Here is a 25,453-nt window from a genome sequence, read left to right on the forward strand (position 1 = left end):
CATTACATTTAGTCTTTTAGAGATATTAATAATTTTTTTTAGGTGGACAACAAGCACTTGCCATTGTTAACGCATCATCGCAACATCTTCCAGCTAAGGTAAGTCGTAATGCTGTAACTACTCCTCCACCTGAAGTACCAACCAAATCCTGATCATCAATCTCATAAGCTACTGCTCTATTATCTTCTTTTCTGTTAAATGGATTTCTCCAAGTCTTCTTGTTCATGTTTTCTCCTTAATTTATAAACAACTGCTGCAGTGCTCACACACTGCAGCACATTAAAAACTATTATTATTGTTCCTTATTTATTTTTTAGCCGCATGAAACATGGCTTGATGTGCACTCGTAAGAAATTGTAAATCCTCTTCCGCACTTACCAGCAAGTGTTAACTGAATTGCTGTACCAGCTCCTGCTCCTGACTTACCTGCGAGATCCTGCTCGTTAATCTCACGTGCTACTGCCATTTCCTCTGTTCTTTCGATTGGGTTTCTTTCTGTCTTCTTGTTCATAATATTTTTCCTTTCTTAAATAAAATTTGTTTTAATTTGTTTACTAATCGACTACATTTAATTGTTCTTATCTAATTACTTATTAGCCGCATGAAACATGGCTTGATGTGCACTCATAAGAAAATGTAAATGCGCCGCCACACTTACCTGCAAGTGTTAACTGGATTGCTGTACCAGCTCCTGCTCCTGACTTGCCTGCAAGATCCTGCTCGTTGATCTCGTTCTGTACTGCCATAGTATCTTCTGGTCTTTCGATTGGGTTTCTTTCTGTCATTTTGCTCATAATTTTTTTCCTTTCTTAAATAAAATATTTTTTTTGTTTTTTCTAAATTGCAATTTATTAATTTGTGTTTCTGTAACTGTTACAAGAAGAATTCTAGCACCTATTATCTTTAATTCTTAAAACATGCATAAAACGATAAAAATCTGCATTTTTCGTTCCAACCAGATACGTTTATGCGAAAAATACACAGTAATTTCATAAATTAAGGGTACACTAACGAAATATAGTCAATAAACATTGATAACAAAGGAGGAGGATTATGAGGAAAAGATTCGCTTTTGCAGTAGCTTTACTACTAACAACTGTTACGGTTATCAGCCCTTTGGGTACCGTGAATGCTCAAGCCAAGGGCAGTATTGAGCAGCTTGTTTCAGAAATGCCACTAGAACAGAAGGTGGCGCAAATGATTATGCCTTCTTTTAGATATTGGGGCACCGGGGATAATAAGAAGGGTGTTACTGAATTAAATGACCTACAAAAGGCAACACTGACAAAATACAACTTTGGTGGTGTTATTCTTTTTGCACAGAACACTCAGGAAGCTACACAGACCACAGAGCTTGTTAATGAAATGCAAAAAGCCAATCTTCAAGGCGGCGCAAAGTCATCACTACTTATTTCCATCGATCAGGAAGGTGGCTACATTACTCGACTTCAGACTGGAACACAAATGCCTGGCAACATGGCTATCGGTGCTACAGGTAATCCTGAAAACGCCTACCGTGCTGCTAATGTCATTGGAAAAGAGCTTGCTATACAAGGAATAAACGTGGATTTTGCTCCTGTAATGGATGTTAATAACAATCCTGGAAATCCTATTATCGGAGTTCGTTCATTCTCCGATAACCCAAATACAGTTGCAAAGTTTGGACTTAAATATATAGAAGGTCTTCACAGAAATGGCGTAATGACTGCCCTTAAACATTTTCCAGGTCATGGAGATACTGCCACAGACAGTCATACTGGCTTACCTCTGATTAACAAGACCTATGACGAACTGAAGCAAATGGAGCTTATTCCTTACGCTGCAGTTGCAAAGAAATCAGATTTTGTAATGACAGCACATATCCAGTATCCAAAGATTGAAACTGGAACATATACTTCGAAACTTACAGGCGAACAGATTAATTTACCTGCCACTCTTTCAAAAACAATTCTTACAGGAATCCTGAGAAAGGATTTATGCTTTGATGGAGTTATTATTACTGACGCCTTAGATATGGATGCAATTGCAAAGCATTTTGACAAGATGGATGCAACAAAGCTTGCTATCAATGCTGGTGCAAATATGCTTTTGATTCCTCTGGATTTGTCCACTGAAGAAGGATTAAGGAATCTGGACACTTACATTAACAATATAGTAGCCGCAATTAATGCTGGAGAAATATCAATAGATGCTGTAAATGATTCAGTTACAAGAATTTTAGAAATGAAGGCAAAGTATGGTTTATTAGTAGATGATACTTTAAACACTGTAAGCAAGTGGTCACGAATTCAGCCTTCAGCAATGGCTGCTGAAAATATTGTTGGCTGTAAAGCACATCATGATACTGAATGGGATATTGCACTTGAGGCCATTACCTCAGTGAAAAATGATAAGGCATTTCCTATAGCATCAGATAAAAAGGTGGTAATCCTATATCCATCTGATAGCCAACAAAAGTCCTTTGATTTTGCAATGAATAAGCTAAAGGAAAGTGGGGTTAAGATTAACAAGAAAAATATAACTACAGTTTATGTTGAAGATTATGACAAATTTAACGTAGCTCAAAATATTGCTGGTGCAGATGTGGTTATCTGCCTTTCCGCAATTTACTCGGCAGAAATAGATAATAAAGCTTTTGTAACAAATGTTATTTCTGAAGCACATAAAATTAATGCAAAGGCAATTGTGTTAAGCGCACATTTACCTTATGACACTGCTTTGTATCCAGATGCTGATGGCATTGTAGCCTGCTACAACGCTAGAGGAATGACAGAGCTTCCAAGCTACAAGCCAAATACAAAACAATATGGACCTAATCTTCCTGCTGCAATCTATGTATTGTTTGGTGGCGCCGGGGCGAAGGGAAAATTACCTGTACAAGTAAAATAATTTTTTAGCTTTACAACGCCTTTTCATAGCAATACATAGGTTGCTCGAAGATTTCACATTCGCCAACCTTTTCAAAATCAAATGACGAATAACATTTCAAAGCCTTCACATTATTTCTGTTTACCAGAAAGTGGAGGCTTTTGAAACCTCTTCTTTTAATTTCCTTCATACCATATATCACCATTTCTTTTGCGATTCCCTGTCCTTGTAGACTGGTGTCTACCGCAAGACGTGATAGCTCTGCACCTGGTAGAAGTTCGTCTGTCCAGTATGGCAAAGATGTTACTTCCTCATCGTCATCAATAGTGATAGCAGCAATAATCTTTCCATCATCCTTCATAACAAAAAGAGAATCTCTGGATAAATCAAAATCTATTTCTTCCATCTCAGGATAATATTCATTCCAAGGACAATACTCTCTTCCTAATTGAGATTTATATAGTTTTAAAATTTCATTTTTATCTGCCTGTGTGGCTAGCATTATTTCTCGCACGTAAATCCTCCCATAGTTCTGTACCTCATTACACCTGATTTCTATAAAATATAGATTAACCTTTTATAGTTTGTCAACACAATATAATCATTGTCTTTTATGTGAGAAATATAGTAATATCGTTAGCATAGGAATTCATGAAAATGCCGTTTTTATGATGAAAAAATAGGATGTAAAAAACCTTTTACATCCCCATTTTACGCCATTGTAAAAGACTTTTGATGGCAAATACATCTTGCTTTGACTACTATTGAGACAACAACAGGGAGGACACAAATGGAACTAGGAAAAAGAATTAAGGATTACAGAAATTCACTCAATTGGAATCAGGACGAACTTGCTGAGAAGATGTTTGTATCACGACAAACAATTTCTAATTGGGAAAACGAAAAGAGTTATCCTGATATCCAGAGCTTACTTTTACTTAGTACTCTATTTGATGTCTCTATTGATCAATTAGTCAAAGGAGATGTGGAAAAGATGCAAAAGATTATTAACGAACAAGATGTAACTCTAATGAAGTTCTACGGAAAAGCAATGTTACTGTGCTTACTTATTTTAGCCTTAACCGGTGGGCCATTATATCTATTAATTGGTGCCTGGGCATTTATTCCTGGGGGATTACTTATGATAGTAACATTTTATTTTGCTACAAAGCTTAACCAGATTGAAAAGGAAAACGATGTAAGTACTTATAAAGAAATTGTTTCCTTTATGAATGGAAAGACACTTGATGATACTGCAAAGCAGCAGGAAATCGGAAAACGTCCATATCAAACTGTAGTTGTAACATTAGCTTCCGCTTTGGTAGCAGGTGTAGTAAGTTTTTCAGTAGTATTTGTATGTAAAAGATTTTTAGGATTATAAATTTATATAAGAAAAGGAGAATAATAAAAATGAAAAATACAATGAATAAAATTAACGGATACGAAGTAATGGCATTTATCGGTATTGTAATGGTTTTAGCAATTAATCATATTGTTCACAGAGAATACTATATTGGTTTAGCTCACGGAGCTGGCATATTCATGTTCTTCTATGGACTTTTTGCAAACATAGTTGTCAATATGAGAAATAATAAGAAAGAAGCATCTGAAGAGTAGAATTCTTTATATCCCAAACAAGGCTGCCTTATAGGCAGCCTTGTTTCATATTTAGCATCCATTTCCATTAATGTCGCAGCTGGATGTTTTCTCCTTATCTAAGTAGATGATAGAAATCCCTTTGTCTCTAAGATACTTCTCCCAATCAAGATCTACAGTTAAGTCTTCAAAAACAATTGCAGGGATACCAACATATCCATTTGCTTTTGTATTATCAAAAGCTAGATTAGTATCTCTCAATTTCAGGAATGCTTTTAAATTAGCCATACTTTTATGGATATCAATGTATTCATATTCAATATTATTCTTTGTAAGATTATGCTCAAAATTGATGCAATCAGGACAAAGACTACTTCCATATACTTTAATCATGGGCTTTTTACCTCCTATGTGTCGATTAGAACTATTGCTACATCATTTACATTTGTTCCTGTAGCTCCAGTCATAATCAAGCCATCTGTTACTTTAAGCGCATTGTAGGCATCATTATCTTGTAGAACATCATAAATATTTATACCGTTATCTTCAAGCGCTTTATATGTATCTGAATCAACATATCCACCTGCAGCATCTGTTGGACCATCCGTTCCATCGCTACCCACAGAAGCAATTGCTACATTGGGAAGATTTGAAATATATGAGGCAGCACTAAGAGCCAGTTCCTGGTTTCTTCCTCCTTTGCCATTTCCGGTCAAATGTACAACAGTCTCACCTCCAGCAATAAAAGCCAGCTTTTCTGTGGTTTTACAGTGAGTTTTAGCAATACTTGCGAGAAAACAACCGGCATCCCTAGCCTCACAAACCAATTCATCAGTCAGGATAGTTGTTTTATAGCCTAGTTCTTCACATACTTTAGAAGCAGCTACACATAGTTCTCTAACAGAACCAGTAATATAAGTTTCTACGTTATCAAGTTACTTAGGTGTTTCCTCATTTAACAGAGTTTTGGCTTTATCGGACAGCTTGAGACTATACTTTTTAACAATTCTATTTGCATCTGCGCAAGTTGAAGTATCAGGATAGGCAGGACCGCTTGCAATCATATCAAGTGGATCACCTACAATATCGCTAAGGACAATGCTAAAGACCTTTGCAGGAGCGCATTTCAGAGCAAATCTTCCCCCCTTTACCTGACTGAGTCTTTTTCTTATTGTGTTTATTTCCACAATGTTAGCACCGCTAGCTAGTAGCTGTTTAGTTATATCTTGGAGCTCGTCAGCATCGATAAGGGGAAGCTCAAATAAAGCACTACCGCCACCGGAAATCAAAAAGAGTACTGTGTCATCCGCTGTAAGGTCTTTTACTAATTCGATTGCACGCCCTGTTGCCCTAAAGCTATTTTCATCAGGGATAGGATGTCCCGCTTCTATGCATTCGATACCATCAATGGACCCTTTTACATGGTCATATTTTGTAATTACTATTCCGTAATCTACATACCCCAAAGCATTTGTTGCAGCCTTGGCCATCTGCCACGCAGCTTTTCCTATTGCAACTAACACATTCTTTCCTTTTGATGGAGTATAGCTTTCTAAAGCTTTCATTACAGCCTCATCAGGAAGCACTGCCTTTATTGAGTTTTCTACTATGTAATCAATATCTTTTCTAAGCTTTTGATTCATTGAAGTTCCTTTTGAGCATCATCTTCTGTGTATGCTAGATATTCTACCTCACCGATGATTCTGTCTGCTGTCTCTTCATCTCGCCCTATAACTTTATGTCTCCATCATTTATATGCTGTATTCCAGTACCACACAATGGACATTTTTCAGTTGCTTCTGTCGATTCAAGTATCGGTGCAATTACCAATAGAGCTTCCAATAATCTACTGTCATAATATATGCCGAGATTACTATCCAAGCTTATAGAAGTCTGATTATCTGTTACATCGTAACAAGATTTATTAATAATAAATGATTCGTGATAGCCCTGAATATTATCACCATACACTACACTAAGCTCACAGTTATCTATATTATTTCCATTAGTCGATACTGTCATCAATATTCCCCAACCATTTATTTCAAAAGTAACATATTCTTCATTTATTCCAACAAAAGTACCCCTATAGTCTATATAGTCTTTTATATTGAAACTTGTCTTATCATCGTTATAATACTTTTCAGCCGCAGCATCTTTTTCTACCGCAACTGTATTTCCAACGACAGTTTCCTGTTCAAATGTTTCCTTTGTTTGATTCTGCTCACCGCAGCCCAATAAACTCAGACACAATAATATTGATAATAGTATACCCATGCTGCGTAAGTTCTTTTTTATCATATTTCAGCCTCCTTCAGGATGTTTTTCAAGGTTATATTCTTTCTTAAGTATGTCTGCTCTATTCAAGCTTGTCTATAGTTATTCCCTCTCCCCCCAGTTCTACTTATTATGAACAATTAATGCTCATGCCTGTAGAATCATCATTTGATGATGCTTCATTATTTTTATAGTTGTTGTAAATTTCAGCTATTTCTTCCCTTGAAAAATCTGGAAAGCAAGAATAAAGGGTTTCTAAATCCATCCCTGTGCTCACAAAGTTTTCTACTGTCATTTGGTCTTTTTTGTTCATATCCAGCTTCCTTTCCAACGTATGGATTAACTTGATGTGGATTTTCTTTTTCAAAAATCAGGTTGCCATCGTAATCTAGTTCATAGTAATTATCCATGAAGTCATATAGGCATATCTTATCTTCTTTCATTTCAAAGGCTGGTTCTGTTCCAGCATACCTTACCCATATATCTCTACCAGAAAAGTTCCATTTAATATCTAAGTCTTTTGAAATTCGATAGATATTCATTTCTTTTCTATTTTGTATAAGCATATTTATAAATATACTAGCGGCTCACTTTCAAACCATCGTTTATTGTAATTTTATCAGTTTTTGTTGTAGGAAGATAGAAAAATAGCCCCAGGGAGAAGTATAAAGCCCTGGAGCCTAGTATTATAAAATTTTAATCTATAAACCTTATTGGCGCCTTTACGATTTTATTACCGCGTAATTATTTTGCAATAGGGTGGGCCGGCACTTAGAGTAGTATTAGATTCTCTTATAGAAAAAGCTCGACAAACTGCGATTCTTTATTTCATCTTTTTCCAACAGTATTTTTTTAGGAAATCACTAATTTCAGTAACGTCTGCACTTTCATAGAAAGCAACAAGTTTCTTTTTAAACTCTGGAACGTAATTTTCCGGAATGACAATTAAACCGAAGCCATGACTTATCATATAGTGATTAGCAAATATTACTGAAGCTCGCTTGTTTCCATCCACAAATATCTGAGTTCTCATGCAATACATACATAATTCAATAGCAATATCTAACGGATTCATACCACTTTTAAGAATATCATTTATTCTTTCAATTACCTGTGATTCTATTGGTAATGGCGGTACATATTTAGTTCCACCAATAGAAACTGGTACTCCCCTTATTCTTCCACCATCATGGAAAAATCCTTCATTTACAAGCTTTGCTATATGACACAATAAATAATAGTTACTATCAGCCTGAATCACGTCATTATCAAGAATAAATTCCCACGCATGCTTTAAATTAAGAATTTTTTGTACATCGTCAGCTGTCATACCATTGACGGTACCATTCTCAATAATCTCTTCCGTCTGAGGAAATGTTGTTGCAACACCTTCCAATACAGCCTGATCATATATGTTGGACTTCATATTTGCTCGTGCAAAATCAAGATTTGAAATCACTTCAGGCGAAAGGTCATTCTGAGTATACCCATTTGCAGCTAGCTCTTTATCAACTCTTCGAATCTGCTTCTTGAGTTCTCTAGCTTCTTTTGTATTACGAAGCAATAACTGATACAAATCATCAGAATAAACATCGACATACGTAGAGGTTAATCTGCCATTTACTCTTTTACGAATATATAAGTATTTGCCACTACTATTTTCTTTTACTTCAGGCGAACCATCGTAAGGAATCAAATTCAATCGTGCCTGATAATCCGCTCTTTCCTGTAACAACTTTTGAATTACATTAAAATTGCTATCCATCTAAAAATCTCCTTTAGGGAACTTTTATATCTAGATAGTAGCAAAAAGTTCCCTAAAGCACAATACATTTTAGGGAACTTTTATACTCTAATGTAGCTATAAAGTTCCCTAAAATATATCCTTAATATAGCACCAGGAATATAACCGTAAGAAAAAACCAACCTCACTGAGGTTGGTTCGACAAACCTAAATTATCTTTCAAAGCATGCTTTAACAACTGGTTCTATCGTGGTTAAATCCTAGCTTTGAATAATCTATTCCACCTCTCAAATGGAAGATAGAAGCTTTATCAAATACTTCCGCTGGCAGCTGATTCTTCATGCCATTCTTTATAGTGTCCGTATTCGTCTTGTCTGTTGGATCTGCAAGTCCCACAGTAGCAATTACTATCGTGTGCCTATTGCTATCCTTCATACCTTTAAATGTCTTTTTCATCCCCAGTACTCCGCCAGCATATAATGCACCAACATAAATAATTGTCTCATATAAATTGACGTCATCCACTTCCTCATAGGATTTCAACTCAAATCCAAGACGATTTGATAATTCTTCAGCATATCGCTTTGCTGTACCATATTGAGAACCATATATTACTATATTCATACTATCTACTCCCCGAGAAATTCCGATTTGTGCGATTAACTTCTGGTATAACGCTCCCTTTCCCTATGGAAAAGAACTTTAAACTGGAATATAAAAATCAAACAAAATCGCCAATCTTACCTAGCATCTTGCCAATGCTATGATACCTGCCTGAATAGACAACCGGATCCAGCACTGTAAGATCAATATCAAATATATCTTCACATACAAGGTTTTTATCCATCTGTATATTGCGGATATAACAGAAAAAGGTAGTTGAGTCCCCAGTCTCAACCATTCTTGCAACCTCGCATTCATACACCCATCGGCTTTCATTCAATACAGGAACATCCAATACATCTCCTCTCACAACCTCGTAGGAGACATCATCCTTAGCGCCATCTTTAGCATGTTTAGAGCCAAAGTAATCCATAAGAGGAAGCATATCTGTGCTAACGAGATTGGCGCTAAATATTCCCGTTCTTAGCACGTTTTTCTTGGTCATCTTAGTTCCAGCCATGCTAATAACAAATAAATACTGGTCACCTTCCTCATGGGTTGCACTTGCCCAGGTGATGGGCGCAAAGTTTGCAGTCCCATCCTCATTATTGGTGCCTATAATAAAAGAAGGCTGAACACACATAGAATATTTTGGATCAACAGATTGTCTTTTTGCCATTTTTTCTCCTTAGATAGTAGGTTTTACTGGAATATAATTCACCTCTAATCTTCTATCAATAAGAGGATTATTTAATCTCATATTTATTATTTTTACTCTGCGACTTGTTATTTCTGTGTTTCATCAGGGTAATCCCAGAAACCACCGGTATGGAAGTTTTCATTCCCCAACGTTTTTGCTGTCAGTTTGAAGATAACGCAGCCATCCGGGCACACAACAGTCTTGGAATATTTCCCATCCCCACCAACTTTGGCAAGATCTCCGCCGCTTCTAACAGCTTCCATCAAAGGAAACAACATCAGCATTGTCTTTGAGCAGATTCCGTAACCATCCTGATTAACCGGACATCCATAGGTGCATTTATAAACATCACCGATTTCTTCACCATTACGGCAATACCTTTCTGTATGATCTCCATGCAAAAAGCCTGTTACTTCTACCGTAAATTCATATTCTTCGTCATACCACTTTTTCATAGATGTTCGCCTCCATTCGTCAATTATCACTAGAATATTACTTTCCATTTCTTTAGTAGCTGGAACGTTTTACTGAAATATATTTTTCCGAGAGGACAATTTACTATCATCTCGACAAACTTGAATCTGTTTCATACATAAGGAACTCGAAGGTTCTCAACCTTCCAAATAACAAACCATTTGTAAATCATAAGGCTCGTCATCTGCTATTCTTTTTATAGGGAAGTCTGTCAGTCTGCTGCCCATCGCTTTATAAAATGCAATGGTTTCTTCTGAAGAACATGCAGAAATATATAACGCCTGAGCTCCTGCTTTTTGGGCCTCTTCCTTGCCCTTGCAAAATAATTGTCTTCCTATACCTAGACCCCTGAATTCTGCAGATACCTGCATCATATCCAGAATCATATATGGGCCTTCGAGTTGTTTCAGTAACCCGATAAAGCCGACGACTTTATCTTCATCCAAAGCCAAATATGTAATGTAATCATCTCCGCTGATTGTTTCGGCAATAGATTGTCTTTTCCCTGAATCCCAATCTTCCGTATACACACAATCTACAAGAATATACTCTCCGTCCTGATTTCGGTATACTTTTTTAACTTCCTGTTTTCTTTGATAGTGATCTAACGAATCCGGATGAAAATTGTCTTTTGATAATAATTCAATTCTGATCAAACAATACTGCTCCTTTTCTCAAATGCTATTTCCTAAGCACCCCAGCAAATTCCGATTGTATGCGCTCTTTAGCCTATATGCCAATAACAAACCACTAATCCCAAGCAAACCAAAGATGGAATAAAAAGAATCCTTCGCATCTTCTTACTTCCTAGTTGAATGTATAAATACCCTAAAAGGTTTGCAATAAAAAGAGGGAATAATCCCATAGTTAATGCCATTCCGCCTCGTTCCCAATCTTTCATTGGTAACATTGCATCCGGATAAGCTACCACATCACTTCCAGAAACAAACAAATAACCAAAATAAAGCAGACAAGCGCAAGCACATAAATTCAGTATAATTAACATCAAATTAGTTATCTTTTTCAAAATCCATTTCTCCTAAAACCATTTTTATCTACTATATCTCATTTCTGGGTATCAAGAAAGCCTTGCATTTAGACAAATCCAATTTAGTTATTTGAGTTCATTCTATCCTAACCTCCTGAAATTTTTCATGAATATCTATGCTTTTAATATCATAACAATCAATTGCTTTTAGATGTGTATAATAACATTGTAACGCTTTTAAATTTGTAAAGTATTCTATTCCCGCAAGGCTCTCTAAATCATCATATTCAACTTTATCCCAACTACCATCTGCAATATCCCCATGAATACTTATAAAATCAACAGCTTCTATTTCATCCTTTGATAATTTCCCATCTTTATTTAAATCTATCCATTTCAAAATATAATTTTGAAAAGATTTATCCGGAAAATTCTCACTGTTAATAATTATTTTCATATAAATCAACTCCCTCCCTAATCTTCATCAGGAAATCTTTGAAGGTATGTCAACTTATCACCGCCAATAATTACATTCCGCCATTCGGTCATTAATTATCTTTCAATTTTAATCTCTTTTATTCATTCCCCTAACTTGATGTACATATTCCTTTTCCACCAACCCCACAATTGGCAGATGGCTCTTTATCTAAAAACATTGATGCCTCCTTTACGATTTTATTACAGCGTTATTATTCAATGGGGGGCGTAGGCAGCTAGAATTATTTACATATTCATATATACAATATTTTACTATGATTACAGCTTTACATTTAATATAACTTATCATATCCCTTATAGCATTTACCCTGTCAGTACTATGTATCTGTGATAATGCAGTTATGCTCGTGTACCTGATGAAATTTATTCTTATTTCTTTAATCTTTTTTGGCGGTGTTCGAATAATACTTGATGCCGCAACCCACCACACCAAGTGTCAGGGAACACTTACAAATATACGCGAGTATAAATATAAGGCCAGGACATATTATGACCTGACCTTTGAAACTGATTCAGAAATTAATATTTCCAAAAAATATATTGCTTCTCGTATACATCCATCAAAGAAATATAAAGTATATGCTTGGCTTATTATGCATAATCATTGGCGTGGGCGGATTTATTAGTTTCTTTTCAAACTAGTATCCTCTCAACCTCCCTAACAGCAGCTTCATATCTCTCCTGATAAGAGCCGCTGATAGTAACCACCTGCTTGCCGTGAGAAAGAATTAAGTCCTTTATTTGATTGCTATATGTTACTCTGTCATCGCGGATAACTTCGCTTCTATCTCCGTCCTGAACAAAAGGAACATCAGGCTCTAGGAACAGAATCAAGTCATAGGAATTCACAGCGTCTATTGCATCAGATAAGGCTTTGTTCTTTGCAATTTCAGGGTCCTGAAGAAAGTTCATATAAAACTGTGTCACAAGTGTATCAGTATCCTCGAATAAAACCTTATTGCTATACTCTATGGCTTTTATTTCATTAAGCTTATGTTGCAAAAGAATCTCTGTGAAGTCTGCTGAGATCATCATTAAATCTGTACCGCTACGCTCAGAAATATCTCGTCCAGCCTCATCAATATAGTTAGTTCCAAAACGATTTGCCAAATTGATAGTTAAGGTGGATTTGCCAGTGCTTTCTCCGCCCATCAATAAAACCTTTTTTACATAATATGGTTTTACCACATTTGGCAGCCAATCCCAATGCTTATAAGGATTCTTTCTAATCTCGGTGGAGCTTATTTCGTTTCGTGGAAAGACATGGAATTCACTGTCTGGATAACACTTATTCCAAAAGCTATTTTCATCATAATCGCTTCCACAAAAAACAATGTCTATAGGCTTTCCAATCTGTTCCTTTACCTTCTTTGCATCCTCGTCCCAGCATTCCTCGCCATATTCTTCCTTGGTAACTGCCTCATCAGAAATAGTGATAAGCTTCACGTTTCCAATGTGTTTTGTTAGCTGGTAGAGCCATCTATATCGCATTCGATAATCAACTTCATCACGATTATTTCCAACGCTTAAAACGATATACAATTCCTCACACATATTCGCAGCCTGGATGATGCAATCTACGTGCCCCAAGTGCAACGGATTAAAGGAGCCCCCATACATTCCAACCTTATATCTCATTTTTCTTTGCCTCCTTATACCAACGGAAAAACATTATGAATGCGTTTACTAAATATACTGACCACATTGCCAAGGTGGCTACTGTCTCTCCGCCTTGCATGAAGTTTACAGCCCACATAAATACGGTTACGATATCCACCACAATCCATAATATCCACTGCTCGGTTAGGCGCTTGATAGAAAGGATTTGTGCCACCACAGAAACCACAGTACTCATACTGTCAACGTAAGGAAGATTGCCTCCTAATTTCTTAAGAACCATTCCATATCCAAAGATACCTATTCCAGTAATCACATATAAAATAATGCTCTTAGAAAAATTGAGGCGTTCCTTGATTACCTCTCCAGTTTCTGAATTCATATACTTACGCCATGCAACAAAGCCAACGAAGTTCAAAGGCAGATAATACAAAACATTAAGCATTACCTCGCCATAATACTTTGCTCCATAAGCAACTATTGCATAAAGTATTGTGTTGAAAAATCCAAAGATGAAGGATGAGCGCTTGCCCTTTCCAGTAAGAATTACGCACCATACACCAGTCAAGGCTGCAAACACGCTTATCAGTGAATCCTTCCAATAAATGGACAAGCCTAATATCACCGCTGTGGCTATAGCAAGCCAAGCCACATCAAACTTCTTCCATCCTGATAATTCTTCTTTTAAATAATTCTTTATTGCTGTCATATCTTACCTTCCTATGCCTTGAATCTATATTCGGTACTTCTTCGTCCGCCCTTGAACCTAGAAGTTTTTTCATTCCCGGTTTCTTCCACCTTATTGCTTACCATGTCTCTGAAGCTTTTCTTGTAGAGTGGCTTTCCCAAAACTGCTTCGTATACTCTCTGCAATTCTGAAAGAGTGAAAGTCTCATCCACCAGACAGAAGGCCTGATTGTTGTAATAGATTTGTTCTCTAAGTCGCTTAACAGCCTCGATTAATATCTCTACATGGTCGAAAGCCAGACTCTCTTCACTAACCAGTGTTGGAATGAAGTTTTCGTATTTCACCGCACCATTTACAAACTCTTCTTTTTTAAGATCATAAAGGATTTGCACATCCTTATCCTCATTAGAAATCTCTATTGCATTGTCAGTGAATTTCAAATCAAACCATGCCGCATCATCAGCATCATCATATCCCTTTACATCATCAAGAGATGGCACCAAGGCCAAGTATGCTATGCTCATTACCCAGGTTCTAGGATCTCTGCCAGGCTTGGTAAAAGTGTAAATCTGATCCAAGTATACGCCGCTTAATCCAGTTTCTTCTTGAAGCTCTCTGGCTGCGGCTTGGTATGCAGATTCATTTTCTTCAACGAAGCCTCCTGGCAAAGCCCAGCATCCTATATATGGATGATTGCCTCTTTTTATTAAGAGAAGCTTTAGGGAAGAATAATCCTCGTTCATTCCAAGTAATAATATATCTGTTGTCACTGATGGTCGCTTGTAATCGCCAGGATTATATTGTGCCAAGAACTCTTTTTCAGTTAAGCCATCTTTATTTTTTCGTTCCATATATAGCTCCCCTCTTTCTATTTCTCGTGATCAATTCTCCACTGTAAAGTACGCTTGAGATACTCAACGTATTCTGCATCCTTGCACATGCCCTTGCCTTCAACATCACTAATCTTTGCAACAGGATGTCCGTTGCACTCTGTTGTCTTCATTACGATGTTGAGAGCTGGCACCTTTGTGTCATTGCTGATGTAAGTACCAATACCGAAAGCAACATTGATTCTACTGTTGAAGTGATAGAAAAGCTTTGATGCTCTATCGAAATCTAAGCTATCAGAGAAAAGTAACGTCTTTGTCTTTGGATCAATACCAAGGCTCTCGTAGTGTTTAATCATCTTCTCGCCCCACTCATATGGGTCTCCTGAGTCATGACGAACACCATTAAACATGGTTGCAAAGGTAAGCTGGAAATCCTTCAAGAATACATCTGTTGTAACTGTGTCAGTAAGGGCAATACCATTAAGGACTGAGTATTCCTTAATCCATGCATCAAGGGCATACCAGTTTGAATAAGCTGCGTTATGCTTGTTGTCGCCCTGGCCTACGCACATGATATATTCATGTGCCATTGTACCTACTGGCTTGATGCCAAACTTCTTTGCAAGATATACGTTTGAAGTACCAACAAAGTTTGAGCTGTTTCTTTTTGAAGCCTGGATAAGCTTTTCAATGGCAAGCTCCTGTGCCTCTGCTGAAAGTCTACGTCTAAGACCAAACTCAGAAAATGTTCCTAGATAAATCTGCTGCTCATCAAGACGTTTGCACTTTTCTTCAAGACGCTCCTTAAATGACTCAAAGATTTCATCATAGTCATAAGCCATTTTGAAATATACTTCGTTTACAATGGCAAGAGTTGGAATCTCGTACATTGAAGAGTTGAGCCATGTACCCTTTGCTTCCACTGAAAGACCGCAGTCAGCATTGTCTGTAATCTCAAAATCCTCGAAGCGTGGATGCCAAAGTCTGAGGAAATCGATGTAATCTGGCTTTAACCATTTGATGCTTCTGAGATAGCTAAGCTCATCTTCCTTAAAGGTAAGTGTGCAATATGCCTTAATCTGCTCCTTGATTTCGTCTACCATTTCCTTTGTGAAGTGCACATCCTTGTTGCGGCACTTAAAGGTCCATGTAGTGGTGTATGATGGAAACTGGTGATACATAACCTGTCCCATTGAAAATTTATAAAGATCTGTTTCTAATAAGCTGTTGATAATCTGTGGTAATTTCATTGTTCTAATCTCCTTTTATCCATTCTTAGTTCTCAATCTTAATGTGGCATGCCTTCATGGCTTCAAGTGCTGTAGCGTGTGCTGCTGGTGTAACTCCGGCACAGCCCTTAGCATCAACATAAATCTTCTTGTTTGGAATCATTGCTTTTGTAAGAAGAACATTTGAGATGACGCAAATGTCTGTGCATACTCCGATGAATTCCACCTCGTCAATATTGTCTTCGTTTTCTGCCATAAGCTCTGCCAATTCTTTTGAACCAAAAGTTTCTTTATCAATAATGTAGTCAGCATTTTCATCTGCATTAAGTTCTGGAATAATCTGCCATCCTTCAGTTCCCTTGATGCAATGTGGAACTGGGAGATTTGCTCCCTCTTCTGTTTCCATGTAATCATCACCATGTGTGTCTCTTGTAAAGATAATGGTGTTGCCAGCTGCCTTTGCAGCTTCAATCTTTTCCTTTACATAAGGAACAATTGCGATGCCTTCCTCGTTTCTTAATGCCCCTGTAATGAAATCCTTTTGCATATCAATTACTACCAATACTTTGCTCATATCTATATCCTCCTGTGTGTTTCGGTTTTATTAAGTATTATTTCAATACTTAACTTATGAATACATGATACCACTTATAAGTATTATGTCAATACTTATTTTAAAAAATATTTTAGTAAATGAAACAATAAAGGGGGTTCCGTATAAAAAAGTGTACATTCTACCTAGTTTTTAGTATCCTTGAATGTATGCTTAAACTTGAGACCGAAAGGAGATATAATATGACATTTATAGAAGCATTACGCTCGTCACATACTAAGATTTTTAATTTCACAGGCAGAGCTAGAAGAAAAGAATATTTTTACACCATGCTTTGCTATGCCATCTTAATTACAATTGCCAGCTTTATCCTAAATAAACGAGGTATGTATGACTACGATGGTTTCTTTGTAAATACCAATGGTTTTGTAATACAACTAGTAATTCTTTTACCAACACTTTCACTCTGTTTCCGCAGATTACAGGATGTAGGTGTTCCAGGCTTTTTATATCTTTTACCATTCGCATCCTTTCTCTTCTTATTTATAGATGAATATGGATGGTATCTTGTAACTTTTTCGCATATTGCCTTTTATGTTATGTATCTTTATGGAATAACTATAGTTTCTAATCCTAAGTCTAATAGGTACGGCGATAGTCCAAAGACATATGAAAACGAGGTAGAGTCTTTGGAATATGCTATAAAGAATAGAAAACGTATAGCAATAATCGGCACAGTGATTATTATCCTAATATATGGAATCGCATTATATTTCGAAATAAAAAATTTATTGAATCTTTATAATTTTAATGGTGAAAAGGGGCAGTTAGTGCAGCTTGCTATAAGCGTCTCTATACCAATGTCACTTTTATTATGTTTACTGCTAGATTATTCAAAAAAGAGAATAGCTAGCTTTGCTATTCTCTTGGTGAATATTGTTAATGGTGGTTACGGACTTTACATATTTATAAAGAATTACAATCATAATTTTGGCGCAGAAGGCTTTCTTCATTATTGGGGGCCAAAATTCGTTCTGAATCAAGCCCTTGAATATGCATCTATTATTCTGCTTGCAGCCATATTGATATCAGAGGTGCTTGGAAAGAGAAAAATAATCAATTTCCTCCTACCAACACTTTTATTATTGGTCATAATAAAACAAACCAATTACAGCTACATAATTTTAAGAGGCGAAATCAGTAATGAACGAGACATAGCACTCTTATTGAAGCAAGAGTTCATGTCTATGGTACAGTTCACTGTTTTCAACACTTCCGCTTTAGCAGTAATTATTCATAACCGAGTTATGCTTAATTCTTTGAAAAATCAATTGCGACTCACCACTTCACAACATGGGTAATGTACCACATTACCCATCTACACGTCCTCATAACAATCTCTATTTTTCTGCACAATTTTGGAAAAGATGCTCACAGTGTTACATGATATAATGCATCTGTTATTTTTTTGGTTTTTTTCGAAGGAGTGCAGTATGAAAATAGTATTAGCCGGCGCTTATGGAAATTTAGGCGCAGACGTTTTTAAAGAACTTCTAAAGAATGGTCATGAAGTTGTAGCACTTGATATGATGCAGCGTGACCTTGAATTATCTGGAAACTACACCTACAAGCAGGTGGATGTCACAAAGCCTGAGACTTTAAAGGGCACTTGTGACAATGCTGATGTAGTTATCACCACAGTTGGTCTCACAAAGGCTTCTGCCACAGTTACCAACTATGAAATCGACTACCAGGGAAATCTTAATCTTCTTAATGAAGCAAAGGCTGCAGGCGTTAAGCAGTTTGTTTACGTTTCAGTAATTAAAGCTGACGTTGCAGAGGATGTTCCTATGGTTCACTCAAAGTATCTCTTTGAACAGGAGCTTAAGAAAAGCGGACTTAAATATGTAATTTTACGTCCAACAGGATACTTCTACGACATTGTAAAGGTATTCCGTCCAATGATTGAAAAGGGCTCTGTTTCACTTCTTGGCAAAGACCCAATTTATGCAAATGTTATCTCTACAGAGGATTTTGCAGACTTCATCGTAAAGCATATGTTAGATGAAAATGCCATGTATGAAATCGGTGGCAAGGAAACATATTCTTACGAGGAAATCGCAAACATGTGCTTTGAAGCTGCTGGTAAAGAGCCTGTTATTAAGCGTGCTCCAGTATGGCTCTTCGATGTTTTAGCTTTTGCAAACAAGCTCAAGAAAAACGGTAAAGAAGCTATCATTCGTTTTTCAAAGCATACCCTTTCTCAGGATATGGTTGGCGAAATCAAATACGGCGAAATGAGCTTCGCTCAGTATGTTAAGAACAACTTCAGTAAGTAATAGAAAGGTTATGTAATATGTTTTGGAATTTATTATTAGTAATTTTTATTGTATGCGCCCTTCTTTGCGCTGTTGGATTTTATAGATTTGTTTATTTCCTTTCAATTGGTTATGGTTTTGCCATCGCCGGAGGCGGAATAGCAATTTTTGTTCTTGCTCTTAAGAATGGCATGGAAGGAAATCTTCTTTGGCTTTTAGCTATACAGACTCTCCTTTTCATTATATACGGAGCAAGATTATCAGGCTTTCTTCTTTATCGAGAGATTAAGAACGCAGCCTACAGAAAAACCCTTAGAGAAGCAACTGGAAACGACAAGAAGCTTCCTATATTTGTAAGCCTTTGCATTTGGCTTTTTGTTTCTGTTTTATATACAGCACAGGTTAGTCCTCTTCTTTTCAGATTCTTTAACGAATCAACAGACTGCATTGTGCCTGTAATCGGTATCGTAATTTCAATTTTAGGTCTCATCCTTGAGTCTACTGCTGACAAGCAAAAGTCAGAGCAGAAAAAAAACAACCCAGACAAGGTTGCAACAGCTGGCCTTTACAAAATCGTTAGATGTCCAAACTACTTTGGAGAAATCGTATTCTGGACAGGCATCTTCGTGGCAGGCCTTACCACATACACAGGTATTGGCCAGTGGCTTACAGCCATCTTTGCATACATTGCAATTATCTACATTATGTTTAACGGGGCACAGCGCCTCGAGAAGCGTCAAATGGAACGTTATGGAAATGACGCCGCATTCAAAGCTTACACTGACAAGACACCAATCATCATTCCATTCCTTCCTATCTACCATTTGAACAAGCAGTAACAGTTCGGAGGAAACATGAAGGATATATCGTTATTTATGGGATTGATGGATTTTATTCCAGTCATCTTATTTGCTATCACTACTATCATGCTTATGCGTGATTTTTATTACAAAATGAGCAAGGGTGCTTTCGCACTCTTCTCAATGGGCACCTTAGATATCGTTTGTGCCGGAGGCCTCAAGGCCCTTTACAAGGTTTTATATGGTGCAGGGATCTGTGATTTCCAGGCTCTTAGCCAAATGTTTTTCCCATTACAGTCAATTGGCTTTTTAGTAACAGGCGTAGCCTGCATCGCCATGATTTACCACAAGCAGGGAAACACACTTTATTCAGCAGTACCACCTATCTTTGCAGGCACATTCGTATTTGTATTTTCTATGTGCTTTGGCCTTGGAATGATTTGCTATTCCCTTTGCGTTTTGGCAAAAAGACTTAATAAGAAGTTCACAATCGTAGCTTTCCTTCTTAACTTTATTCTTTGCCTTGGAATGGGTTACCTTTCTTCAAAGGATTTTGCACAGGCATCCATCAACTGGGCCGCACAGTGCATCAACATCGTATCCCAGGGCTGTCTTTTACTTGGTGTAGTTTCACTTCACAAAGCAGGCCTTGCAGATTTAGTTATTGAAAGATAGGGGGACGTTATGAATTCACTTACAGATTTACTTAATATCGTAAATACGAATTACAAGCTTACTCCACTTGACACCTCCAAATATGAAGGCATAAAAGTAAGTGGAATGAAGTTTGATATCAAAGCCTTTAAAGCTGAAGGTCTTGGTCACGTATCAATTATGAGTGCAAGAGGCTTCTTCGGATTGATGAAGATGGACACTCTTATCATCAACCCAACCGAGCTTGATTTACCTTTATACTCCTATGACAGAATCCTTGCCATGGGAAACGACACACTAATCATCGAGCTCTACAACACAATGAATGAAGACGCTGACCTTAGCAGCCTCGACACCCTCAAGTCAGCACACAGCCATCTTCCACTTCGTGATCCTGGCACACATTGGTACGACAACATCAAGCTTCCATGTAGCCTTTCCTTCAAAGGCAAAAAAGCTACATCACCAGAGTTTGACGCTCTCACAACTGAGCACCTAAAAAGCTTCCTTGCCACACCTAACCTTCAGGTAACCGACAACGAAGCCAAAAAAGAAAAAGCACTATTCTACATCAATGGGCTCCTGGAACACGGCGGTCCATCCACAGACGTCTTCGTGAAGGCCCTTGGCCCTGGCGCCACCGCCACCCTCTTCCACGACGTACTGTTTGGCATCTAACCGCCACCCTCCACATTCACTTTTTATTGTGACAGCCGGGGGCAGCTCCCTCTATGTAGGTATAGGTGAATTAGAGCAAAATAATAGATTCTCTTAATGCTGCATGTAGCTTTTTGTGAGTGTACTTTCATTGGTTTTGCACTTTGTAGCTACTGTATGTATGGCTCAGACACTTGTAGGTTCTATTAATACTCCCCATCAGGGGATATAACTATCAGTTGCTTCCATACTCCGTTTGCTAAGTAAAATTAAAAAAGCAGGTTTTGTATGTATAGTCACCGTGGCACATTCAACATCGTGTCTCAAGTGACCACTGCAGCCGCCTTCCTGGCGGCTGCTGCCTATACATGCAAAACCTGCTTTTTATTTTACTAAGCTCACTACAAACTCCAACAACTGATATTTATATCCCCTGATGGGGAGTATTACATAAGTTAGATGCTACCAGCACAGGGCGTCGTCGAAGTCTTCGAGGGATGGATCCAGGGGCTCTTCCTTGAGGATGGTGCGCATGTAGCGGTTGACCTCGGTGCGCATGTCACGACGAGTGCCATCTAGGGGTACCATAAGATTGTGGTTTACCCATATCCAGTGAATGCCACGCTTGCGGGCTTCTTCCTCGAAGAGGCCGTGGTAGCCAGCCATGGATTTGCAGCCAATGTGGACGTACATGATAACCATGTCTACGTTCATCTGCTCGCAGATTCTGAAGAGGTCTTCTACGCCTGTTTCGTAGCCTCCGTTGGAGCGGCTTCTCATAATCATGTTTTCGTAGAGGTAGCCAAGGTCTAAGAGGGCCTGTCGCTTGTCTGTGGTGCTGACCATCTCTGTGGATACGCAGCAAAGCATATCGTTGATAGGTACAATTCCCCAGCAGTTCATAAGCCAGTTAGGAAAGGCTGTGTAATAGGCAGCCTGTACCCCCCATAGAATGGCACGGTGTCTGTATTCCTTGCAAGCCATCTCCTTGTTGCGATAAGCCTTGGTGGCAAGGGCTGTGATTTTCTTGCTGGTCTCTAAGAATATTGGCGAACGACCGCCGGCAGCCATGTACTCACCATATCTGTAGAAGCCAAGGGTGGCTCCTAAAAGCTGTGGGTATGGAGACTTGTTGATTTCTAGCCACTCAAGAAACTCCTTGGTTTCCTGATTGAATCTGTCCATGTTTTCAAAAAGATAATCCCAGTCGTACTTTTCTCCAGTATTATCTTCTATAAATCTGATTGCATTGTAAATTTCGTCAGCAGCATAATCCTGCACACTCTCCTGTCGATGACGGATAGGTGATGCCAGCTGGAAGGTAGGGATTCCCATGCTTCGAGCCATAAGGCCACCTCCCATAAGACTTCCGTCACAGGTGGTGTTGCACTGGATGGCACAGGCTCCAATCTTTGGTAAATCATCCTCTAAGGCAGCACCAAGCTCTGCCGCAGGCATAGGACATACATCACCAGGTACACCATATTCCTGAGTCTTGTCTACGTAATGCATAACGCCATCCTGGCACATGAACGAGCTGGTGTAGATGGCTGGTACTTCGTAGCAAACCCACTTAAGATTTCTGAAGCCACCCATTAATGTGCTCATCATATTTTCATCGAAGACAACCATCTTTTTGCTGAGCTCGGTGTCATTTCCGATTTCTGGATCTGCCTTGAAAATCTCGGTGAGGGAGATGGTCATATCTATAATAATTAGACCTATTCCTTCGTGTGCTAGTCTTAGAGCTGTTCCTCTCAGGCCCTCTGTGTGTCGGTCCATAAAATCTGGCACTGCCAGATAATTGCTCATCCAACGATATCTGAAAAAGCCTTTGAAATTGTTGGGCTTCATCATAAATTTTGCAAGGGTGAAAAGATAATAAAGCCATCTGGTATAGTCATACCAAGTATCTCTAAAGCCTCGCCATTCTCGACGCCTGCGAGGTCGTTTTCCATTGTAGAGAGTGGTTCCTAATGGTTCACTTCCAAAAGCCTTACCCATTATGATATCCTCCCTTCTTTGTTTTTATCATTAATCTTTTTGATTTCTACACGCTCAACAAACGCTTGGATTCGAGTGCGTAGCTGACCTGATGAACGAACTGCATAAGGTCTGTCCACTGATAAAACTGGATAGCCATATTCCTCGTCCATAATATGAAAGGCTGCTGCACGTTCGTAGCCCCAATAATCGCAGAACTTTATCTGTTCGTATATCAAGCCGTCAGCCTTATATTCCTTTGCTAGCTGGTCAACATATTCCCTACGTTCAATAACCTTATCCTGATTGAAGAATCGAGGACACTTGCCCCACTCCAAGTATGTACGACAAATAGTAGTCAGGGCATCCTCATCATCCCTAAGGTTTATTTCCTGTCGTCCTGGTAAGGAGCCGAAGCAAAATCTGTCAGCAACAATTAATGCTCCACATTCCTCTGCCAACTGGATGAATTCTGGATCGTCAATTTCTGAGCCTACCATCACCGCTCTGATTCGATACTTATCTGCTGGGTCTGGCTCTCGTGTTTTAAGCTCCTCCAGAGTTTCTTCCAGCTTTTCTTTGATAAGATACTTAGGGCAAACATAGCTTGCCAAGCAAAAAACTGCAAACTCATAGCCTGTGATTCTAGGGGAAGCTTCCTTACGATAATCACCTATTGCTGAAATCAAACGACTGATTTCGTTTTGTTCTTCAACAGCTTTTCTAAGAGCTGTATCAGAAATATCGATTCCAAAGTGCTGCTGAAGTGGCTCTAGCACTCGAATACGCATCTGCTTCACATAGTGCTTCAAAGCAGTTTCATCAGACTTCATTGGCACATCTGCATAAGTCACGAAAAAAGTGTCTTTGTTAATAAGATGCTGATGCTCGATATTTTCCACGCAACGATTCATCTGGGCACAGGCATCTGGTGCCAGTATACAATCCAAGAAGTTGTAGCCTCCTTCGATGGCTCTCTCCAGATAGGCCCTGCAGGCCTCACATAAAGTGGAGCTCATATAATAGGTACCCATTTCAATGGAGCCTGTGCGAGGTGCACGAAGACGTGTAGAAAAACAGCCTGGCAGATTCAACAGTGGTTCTGGAATTTGGAAACAAACATGGCCTATAGCTATATTTCCATCCTCCTGCCCCTTTCTGCACAGGTCGTTATAAGAATCCTGTAATAGCTTTTCAAAATAATAAAGGTGCTTTAAATCTTTCAATTGAGTTTATCCCCCAATAATTCTATCTATATAATGTGTTGTAAACAGCCTGATTTCGATTGCCGACAACATATTAATTGTAGCAATAATGTGCATAACAGACAATGTTATCTTTTAGTATAATTCCATAAAGAATAACTAAATATAGTAATTCGACTACACACTATACACAAAATGTGCTATTATGACATAAATAGGGGGACGATGTATATGGTAATTAATGATATTCGTTTCAGAACTCACTTGAATTATCAAATTCAAGCTCAAAGTGAGGCTCTTAAAGAAGATAAACTTGATATTTCTGAGGTTCAGGATATAGATTTGCGCCGTTGTTATTTTGCTGATTTCAAGAAAGCAATGGAATATATTCGTGAACACAATCCTGACTATAGCTTCAGCGATTTTACAATCGAAGCCGTTAAGCCTGCTCCTGCAGATTTTTCCGAAGATAAAAAATACAATTTTGTGGAGCTTACAGACTACGCAAAGCACACAGCTATCACCATTGGAAATATGGCTCTTTTCAGTGAACTTCAAAAAATATCAAGCGCTGAGGAGAAATTTAACTATAAGGTCGCTTCTCATCACGAAAAAAAGGCTACCATCAAATCCTTCGAGGATTACAACAACTACACCATTAAGCAGCAGCCAAACACCTTTGAAGAATTGGGAAGCTGTGTCATTGGCGGCGGCAATTTAGATCCTATAAAGCTGACAGCCACCTTCCATGAAAGCAGCACTGACAATAAGCCTATTATTTCAATACGTGCTTTTTCACTCAGCAACAACACTTATCTTGATAACAGAGATATTGTAGATTTAGATAGTATTTATAAGCCAAACGCTTCTCTTATGGAGACCTTTGCATACATGAGCTATGCAGATCACAAAAAGAATAAATTCAATTATTCCTTTGATAAGCTGCTTTTCAGCGGTTCTTACGAGGTAGATTCTTTAGATGATATGTACGAGCTTCACTACGATTTAAAGACCTTTGACTACTTGAATCAAAACTAGTGATGTGCAAAATAATTATAATTTAATATTATTTTGCGAAAATTATGTCAATTATAACGATTGAACTTTTTGACCTTCCCTTGTATTATATGTAGCGTTGTTAAAAACGGTTAGCAAAAAGGAAGGTTACACA

At 38.0% G+C, this 25,453-nt stretch carries 32 protein-coding genes; 9 read left to right on the forward strand and 23 right to left on the reverse strand.

What is annotated here, in order from left to right:
- Positions 1-25: 25 nt before the first annotated feature.
- From BLR54_RS05795 to slmA (BLR54_RS05805), 3 genes are all read right to left on the reverse strand, one after another.
- Positions 26-226, reverse strand: a complete 201-nt coding sequence (locus BLR54_RS05795; RefSeq protein WP_090418011.1) for a hypothetical protein — start codon at positions 224-226, stop codon at positions 26-28.
- Positions 227-313: 87 nt separating this feature from the next.
- Positions 314-511, reverse strand: a complete 198-nt coding sequence (gene slmA, locus BLR54_RS05800; protein WP_090418014.1) for a salivaricin M family lantibiotic — start codon at positions 509-511, stop codon at positions 314-316.
- An 82-nt stretch (positions 512-593) separates the two neighbouring features.
- On the reverse strand, positions 594-785 hold the full coding sequence (gene slmA / locus BLR54_RS05805) for a salivaricin M family lantibiotic (protein WP_090418504.1): 192 nt from the start codon (positions 783-785) through the stop codon (positions 594-596).
- A gap of 268 nt (positions 786-1,053) precedes the next feature.
- Between slmA (BLR54_RS05805) and BLR54_RS05810 the strand changes: the two genes are divergently transcribed.
- Complete coding sequence (locus tag BLR54_RS05810; protein WP_090418018.1) at positions 1,054-2,889, forward strand: glycoside hydrolase family 3 protein; 1,836 nt, start codon at positions 1,054-1,056, stop codon at positions 2,887-2,889.
- Positions 2,890-2,899: 10 nt separating this feature from the next.
- On the opposite strand, the gene BLR54_RS05815 is transcribed toward BLR54_RS05810, so the two are convergent.
- Entirely contained in the window at positions 2,900-3,382 is a 483-nt protein-coding gene (locus tag BLR54_RS05815) for a GNAT family N-acetyltransferase (RefSeq protein WP_176761864.1), read from the reverse strand.
- A 276-nt stretch (positions 3,383-3,658) separates the two neighbouring features.
- Here BLR54_RS05815 and BLR54_RS05820 point away from each other — a divergent pair, with 276 nt between their 5' ends.
- On the forward strand, positions 3,659-4,249 hold the full coding sequence (locus BLR54_RS05820) for a helix-turn-helix domain-containing protein (protein WP_090418024.1): 591 nt from the start codon (positions 3,659-3,661) through the stop codon (positions 4,247-4,249).
- A gap of 29 nt (positions 4,250-4,278) precedes the next feature.
- Positions 4,279-4,485 (forward strand): hypothetical protein, encoded by a 207-nt coding sequence (locus BLR54_RS05825; RefSeq protein ID WP_090418026.1) that lies wholly within the window; start codon positions 4,279-4,281, stop codon positions 4,483-4,485.
- 51 nt (positions 4,486-4,536) lie between these two features.
- Here BLR54_RS05825 and BLR54_RS05830 read toward each other — a convergent pair whose 3' ends face one another.
- From BLR54_RS05830 to BLR54_RS05905, 17 genes are all read right to left on the reverse strand, one after another.
- Entirely contained in the window at positions 4,537-4,857 is a 321-nt protein-coding gene (locus tag BLR54_RS05830; protein WP_090418029.1) for a glutaredoxin domain-containing protein, read from the reverse strand.
- A gap of 14 nt (positions 4,858-4,871) precedes the next feature.
- Positions 4,872-5,291 (reverse strand): MOFRL family protein, encoded by a 420-nt coding sequence (locus tag BLR54_RS15200; protein ID WP_330388147.1) that lies wholly within the window; start codon positions 5,289-5,291, stop codon positions 4,872-4,874.
- A gap of 108 nt (positions 5,292-5,399) precedes the next feature.
- Complete coding sequence (locus BLR54_RS15205; RefSeq protein ID WP_330388148.1) at positions 5,400-6,107, reverse strand: glycerate kinase type-2 family protein; 708 nt, start codon at positions 6,105-6,107, stop codon at positions 5,400-5,402.
- 85 nt (positions 6,108-6,192) lie between these two features.
- The gene (locus BLR54_RS05840) at positions 6,193-6,765 is read right to left on the reverse strand and encodes a hypothetical protein (protein ID WP_090418032.1); all 573 of its coding nucleotides are present in this window, start codon (positions 6,763-6,765) and stop codon (positions 6,193-6,195) included.
- Between the two features lie 182 nt (positions 6,766-6,947).
- On the reverse strand, positions 6,948-7,307 hold the full coding sequence (locus tag BLR54_RS05845; RefSeq protein WP_143008402.1) for a hypothetical protein: 360 nt from the start codon (positions 7,305-7,307) through the stop codon (positions 6,948-6,950).
- Between the two features lie 257 nt (positions 7,308-7,564).
- Entirely contained in the window at positions 7,565-8,506 is a 942-nt protein-coding gene (locus BLR54_RS05850) for a Fic family protein (RefSeq protein WP_090418038.1), read from the reverse strand.
- 210 nt (positions 8,507-8,716) lie between these two features.
- Positions 8,717-9,109, reverse strand: a complete 393-nt coding sequence (locus BLR54_RS05855; protein ID WP_090418041.1) for a flavodoxin domain-containing protein — start codon at positions 9,107-9,109, stop codon at positions 8,717-8,719.
- Between the two features lie 97 nt (positions 9,110-9,206).
- Positions 9,207-9,767, reverse strand: a complete 561-nt coding sequence (locus BLR54_RS05860) for a flavin reductase family protein (RefSeq protein ID WP_074892110.1) — start codon at positions 9,765-9,767, stop codon at positions 9,207-9,209.
- Between the two features lie 107 nt (positions 9,768-9,874).
- Positions 9,875-10,243 (reverse strand): TIGR04076 family protein, encoded by a 369-nt coding sequence (locus BLR54_RS05865; RefSeq protein ID WP_090418044.1) that lies wholly within the window; start codon positions 10,241-10,243, stop codon positions 9,875-9,877.
- Between the two features lie 156 nt (positions 10,244-10,399).
- Positions 10,400-10,918, reverse strand: a complete 519-nt coding sequence (locus tag BLR54_RS05870; protein WP_090418047.1) for a GNAT family N-acetyltransferase — start codon at positions 10,916-10,918, stop codon at positions 10,400-10,402.
- 68 nt (positions 10,919-10,986) lie between these two features.
- Positions 10,987-11,289, reverse strand: coding sequence for a hypothetical protein (locus BLR54_RS05875; protein WP_090418051.1), 303 nt, complete (start codon positions 11,287-11,289; stop codon positions 10,987-10,989).
- 97 nt (positions 11,290-11,386) lie between these two features.
- Entirely contained in the window at positions 11,387-11,707 is a 321-nt protein-coding gene (locus tag BLR54_RS05880; RefSeq protein ID WP_090418054.1) for a hypothetical protein, read from the reverse strand.
- Between the two features lie 674 nt (positions 11,708-12,381).
- Positions 12,382-13,386 (reverse strand): AAA family ATPase, encoded by a 1,005-nt coding sequence (locus tag BLR54_RS05885; protein WP_090418057.1) that lies wholly within the window; start codon positions 13,384-13,386, stop codon positions 12,382-12,384.
- Positions 13,376-14,074 (reverse strand): nicotinamide riboside transporter PnuC, encoded by a 699-nt coding sequence (gene pnuC, locus BLR54_RS05890; RefSeq protein ID WP_090418060.1) that lies wholly within the window; start codon positions 14,072-14,074, stop codon positions 13,376-13,378. Before pnuC ends, BLR54_RS05885 begins: the two co-directional genes overlap by 11 nt.
- A gap of 11 nt (positions 14,075-14,085) precedes the next feature.
- Positions 14,086-14,904, reverse strand: a complete 819-nt coding sequence (locus tag BLR54_RS05895) for an NUDIX hydrolase (RefSeq protein WP_090418063.1) — start codon at positions 14,902-14,904, stop codon at positions 14,086-14,088.
- A gap of 17 nt (positions 14,905-14,921) precedes the next feature.
- Positions 14,922-16,133: a nicotinate phosphoribosyltransferase gene (gene pncB, locus BLR54_RS05900; protein ID WP_090418066.1), complete on the reverse strand. Its 1,212-nt coding sequence runs from the start codon at positions 16,131-16,133 to the stop codon at positions 14,922-14,924.
- A 25-nt stretch (positions 16,134-16,158) separates the two neighbouring features.
- On the reverse strand, positions 16,159-16,686 hold the full coding sequence (locus BLR54_RS05905; RefSeq protein ID WP_090418070.1) for a cysteine hydrolase family protein: 528 nt from the start codon (positions 16,684-16,686) through the stop codon (positions 16,159-16,161).
- A gap of 221 nt (positions 16,687-16,907) precedes the next feature.
- Between BLR54_RS05905 and BLR54_RS05910 the strand changes: the two genes are divergently transcribed.
- The 5 genes from BLR54_RS05910 to BLR54_RS05930 all read left to right on the forward strand — a co-directional run bounded on the left by BLR54_RS05910 (position 16,908) and on the right by BLR54_RS05930 (position 21,115).
- Positions 16,908-18,026 (forward strand): DUF805 domain-containing protein, encoded by a 1,119-nt coding sequence (locus BLR54_RS05910; RefSeq protein WP_176761865.1) that lies wholly within the window; start codon positions 16,908-16,910, stop codon positions 18,024-18,026.
- Between the two features lie 132 nt (positions 18,027-18,158).
- A complete protein-coding gene (locus BLR54_RS05915; protein WP_090418078.1) occupies positions 18,159-19,004 on the forward strand; it encodes an SDR family oxidoreductase in 846 nt (281 codons plus the stop codon).
- A 17-nt stretch (positions 19,005-19,021) separates the two neighbouring features.
- Entirely contained in the window at positions 19,022-19,822 is an 801-nt protein-coding gene (locus BLR54_RS05920) for a DUF1295 domain-containing protein (RefSeq protein ID WP_090418081.1), read from the forward strand.
- A 15-nt stretch (positions 19,823-19,837) separates the two neighbouring features.
- A complete protein-coding gene (locus BLR54_RS05925) occupies positions 19,838-20,458 on the forward strand; it encodes a hypothetical protein (RefSeq protein WP_090418083.1) in 621 nt (206 codons plus the stop codon).
- 9 nt (positions 20,459-20,467) lie between these two features.
- A complete protein-coding gene (locus BLR54_RS05930; RefSeq protein WP_090418086.1) occupies positions 20,468-21,115 on the forward strand; it encodes a hypothetical protein in 648 nt (215 codons plus the stop codon).
- A gap of 441 nt (positions 21,116-21,556) precedes the next feature.
- On the opposite strand, the gene BLR54_RS05935 is transcribed toward BLR54_RS05930, so the two are convergent.
- Positions 21,557-23,098 (reverse strand): 2-hydroxyacyl-CoA dehydratase family protein, encoded by a 1,542-nt coding sequence (locus tag BLR54_RS05935; protein ID WP_090418089.1) that lies wholly within the window; start codon positions 23,096-23,098, stop codon positions 21,557-21,559.
- Complete coding sequence (locus tag BLR54_RS05940; protein WP_090418092.1) at positions 23,098-24,303, reverse strand: 2-hydroxyacyl-CoA dehydratase family protein; 1,206 nt, start codon at positions 24,301-24,303, stop codon at positions 23,098-23,100. Before BLR54_RS05940 ends, BLR54_RS05935 begins: the two co-directional genes overlap by 1 nt.
- A 210-nt stretch (positions 24,304-24,513) precedes the next feature.
- On the opposite strand from BLR54_RS05940, the gene BLR54_RS05945 reads away from it, so the two are divergent.
- Positions 24,514-25,320: a hypothetical protein gene (locus tag BLR54_RS05945; RefSeq protein WP_090418094.1), complete on the forward strand. Its 807-nt coding sequence runs from the start codon at positions 24,514-24,516 to the stop codon at positions 25,318-25,320.
- Positions 25,321-25,453: the final 133 nt, after the last annotated feature.

The sequence above is a fragment of the Pseudobutyrivibrio sp. YE44 genome, assembly GCF_900104335.1.
Taxonomy (GTDB): domain Bacteria; phylum Bacillota; class Clostridia; order Lachnospirales; family Lachnospiraceae; genus Pseudobutyrivibrio.

Bases quoted from the DNA above. Each gene is read 5' to 3' on its own strand.
- BLR54_RS05795 (WP_090418011.1), bottom strand. From the start codon at position 226: ATGAACAAGAAGACTTGGAGAAATCCATTTAACAGAAAAGAAGATAAT.
- slmA (WP_090418014.1), bottom strand. From the start codon at position 511: ATGAACAAGAAGACAGAAAGAAACCCAATCGAAAGAACAGAGGAAATG.
- slmA (WP_090418504.1), bottom strand. From the start codon at position 785: ATGACAGAAAGAAACCCAATCGAAAGACCAGAAGATACTATGGCAGTA.
- BLR54_RS05810 (WP_090418018.1), top strand. From the start codon at position 1,054: ATGAGGAAAAGATTCGCTTTTGCAGTAGCTTTACTACTAACAACTGTT.
- BLR54_RS05820 (WP_090418024.1), top strand. From the start codon at position 3,659: ATGGAACTAGGAAAAAGAATTAAGGATTACAGAAATTCACTCAATTGG.
- BLR54_RS05825 (WP_090418026.1), top strand. From the start codon at position 4,279: ATGAAAAATACAATGAATAAAATTAACGGATACGAAGTAATGGCATTT.
- BLR54_RS05830 (WP_090418029.1), bottom strand. From the start codon at position 4,857: ATGATTAAAGTATATGGAAGTAGTCTTTGTCCTGATTGCATCAATTTT.
- BLR54_RS15205 (WP_330388148.1), bottom strand. From the start codon at position 6,107: ATGAATCAAAAGCTTAGAAAAGATATTGATTACATAGTAGAAAACTCA.
- BLR54_RS05840 (WP_090418032.1), bottom strand. From the start codon at position 6,765: ATGATAAAAAAGAACTTACGCAGCATGGGTATACTATTATCAATATTA.
- BLR54_RS05845 (WP_143008402.1), bottom strand. From the start codon at position 7,307: ATGCTTATACAAAATAGAAAAGAAATGAATATCTATCGAATTTCAAAA.
- BLR54_RS05850 (WP_090418038.1), bottom strand. From the start codon at position 8,506: ATGGATAGCAATTTTAATGTAATTCAAAAGTTGTTACAGGAAAGAGCG.
- BLR54_RS05855 (WP_090418041.1), bottom strand. From the start codon at position 9,109: ATGAATATAGTAATATATGGTTCTCAATATGGTACAGCAAAGCGATAT.
- BLR54_RS05860 (WP_074892110.1), bottom strand. From the start codon at position 9,767: ATGGCAAAAAGACAATCTGTTGATCCAAAATATTCTATGTGTGTTCAG.
- BLR54_RS05865 (WP_090418044.1), bottom strand. From the start codon at position 10,243: ATGAAAAAGTGGTATGACGAAGAATATGAATTTACGGTAGAAGTAACA.
- BLR54_RS05880 (WP_090418054.1), bottom strand. From the start codon at position 11,707: ATGAAAATAATTATTAACAGTGAGAATTTTCCGGATAAATCTTTTCAA.
- BLR54_RS05885 (WP_090418057.1), bottom strand. From the start codon at position 13,386: ATGAGATATAAGGTTGGAATGTATGGGGGCTCCTTTAATCCGTTGCAC.
- pnuC (WP_090418060.1), bottom strand. From the start codon at position 14,074: ATGACAGCAATAAAGAATTATTTAAAAGAAGAATTATCAGGATGGAAG.
- BLR54_RS05895 (WP_090418063.1), bottom strand. From the start codon at position 14,904: ATGGAACGAAAAAATAAAGATGGCTTAACTGAAAAAGAGTTCTTGGCA.
- pncB (WP_090418066.1), bottom strand. From the start codon at position 16,133: ATGAAATTACCACAGATTATCAACAGCTTATTAGAAACAGATCTTTAT.
- BLR54_RS05905 (WP_090418070.1), bottom strand. From the start codon at position 16,686: ATGAGCAAAGTATTGGTAGTAATTGATATGCAAAAGGATTTCATTACA.
- BLR54_RS05910 (WP_176761865.1), top strand. From the start codon at position 16,908: ATGACATTTATAGAAGCATTACGCTCGTCACATACTAAGATTTTTAAT.
- BLR54_RS05915 (WP_090418078.1), top strand. From the start codon at position 18,159: ATGAAAATAGTATTAGCCGGCGCTTATGGAAATTTAGGCGCAGACGTT.
- BLR54_RS05920 (WP_090418081.1), top strand. From the start codon at position 19,022: ATGTTTTGGAATTTATTATTAGTAATTTTTATTGTATGCGCCCTTCTT.
- BLR54_RS05925 (WP_090418083.1), top strand. From the start codon at position 19,838: ATGAAGGATATATCGTTATTTATGGGATTGATGGATTTTATTCCAGTC.
- BLR54_RS05930 (WP_090418086.1), top strand. From the start codon at position 20,468: ATGAATTCACTTACAGATTTACTTAATATCGTAAATACGAATTACAAG.
- BLR54_RS05935 (WP_090418089.1), bottom strand. From the start codon at position 23,098: ATGGGTAAGGCTTTTGGAAGTGAACCATTAGGAACCACTCTCTACAAT.
- BLR54_RS05945 (WP_090418094.1), top strand. From the start codon at position 24,514: ATGGTAATTAATGATATTCGTTTCAGAACTCACTTGAATTATCAAATT.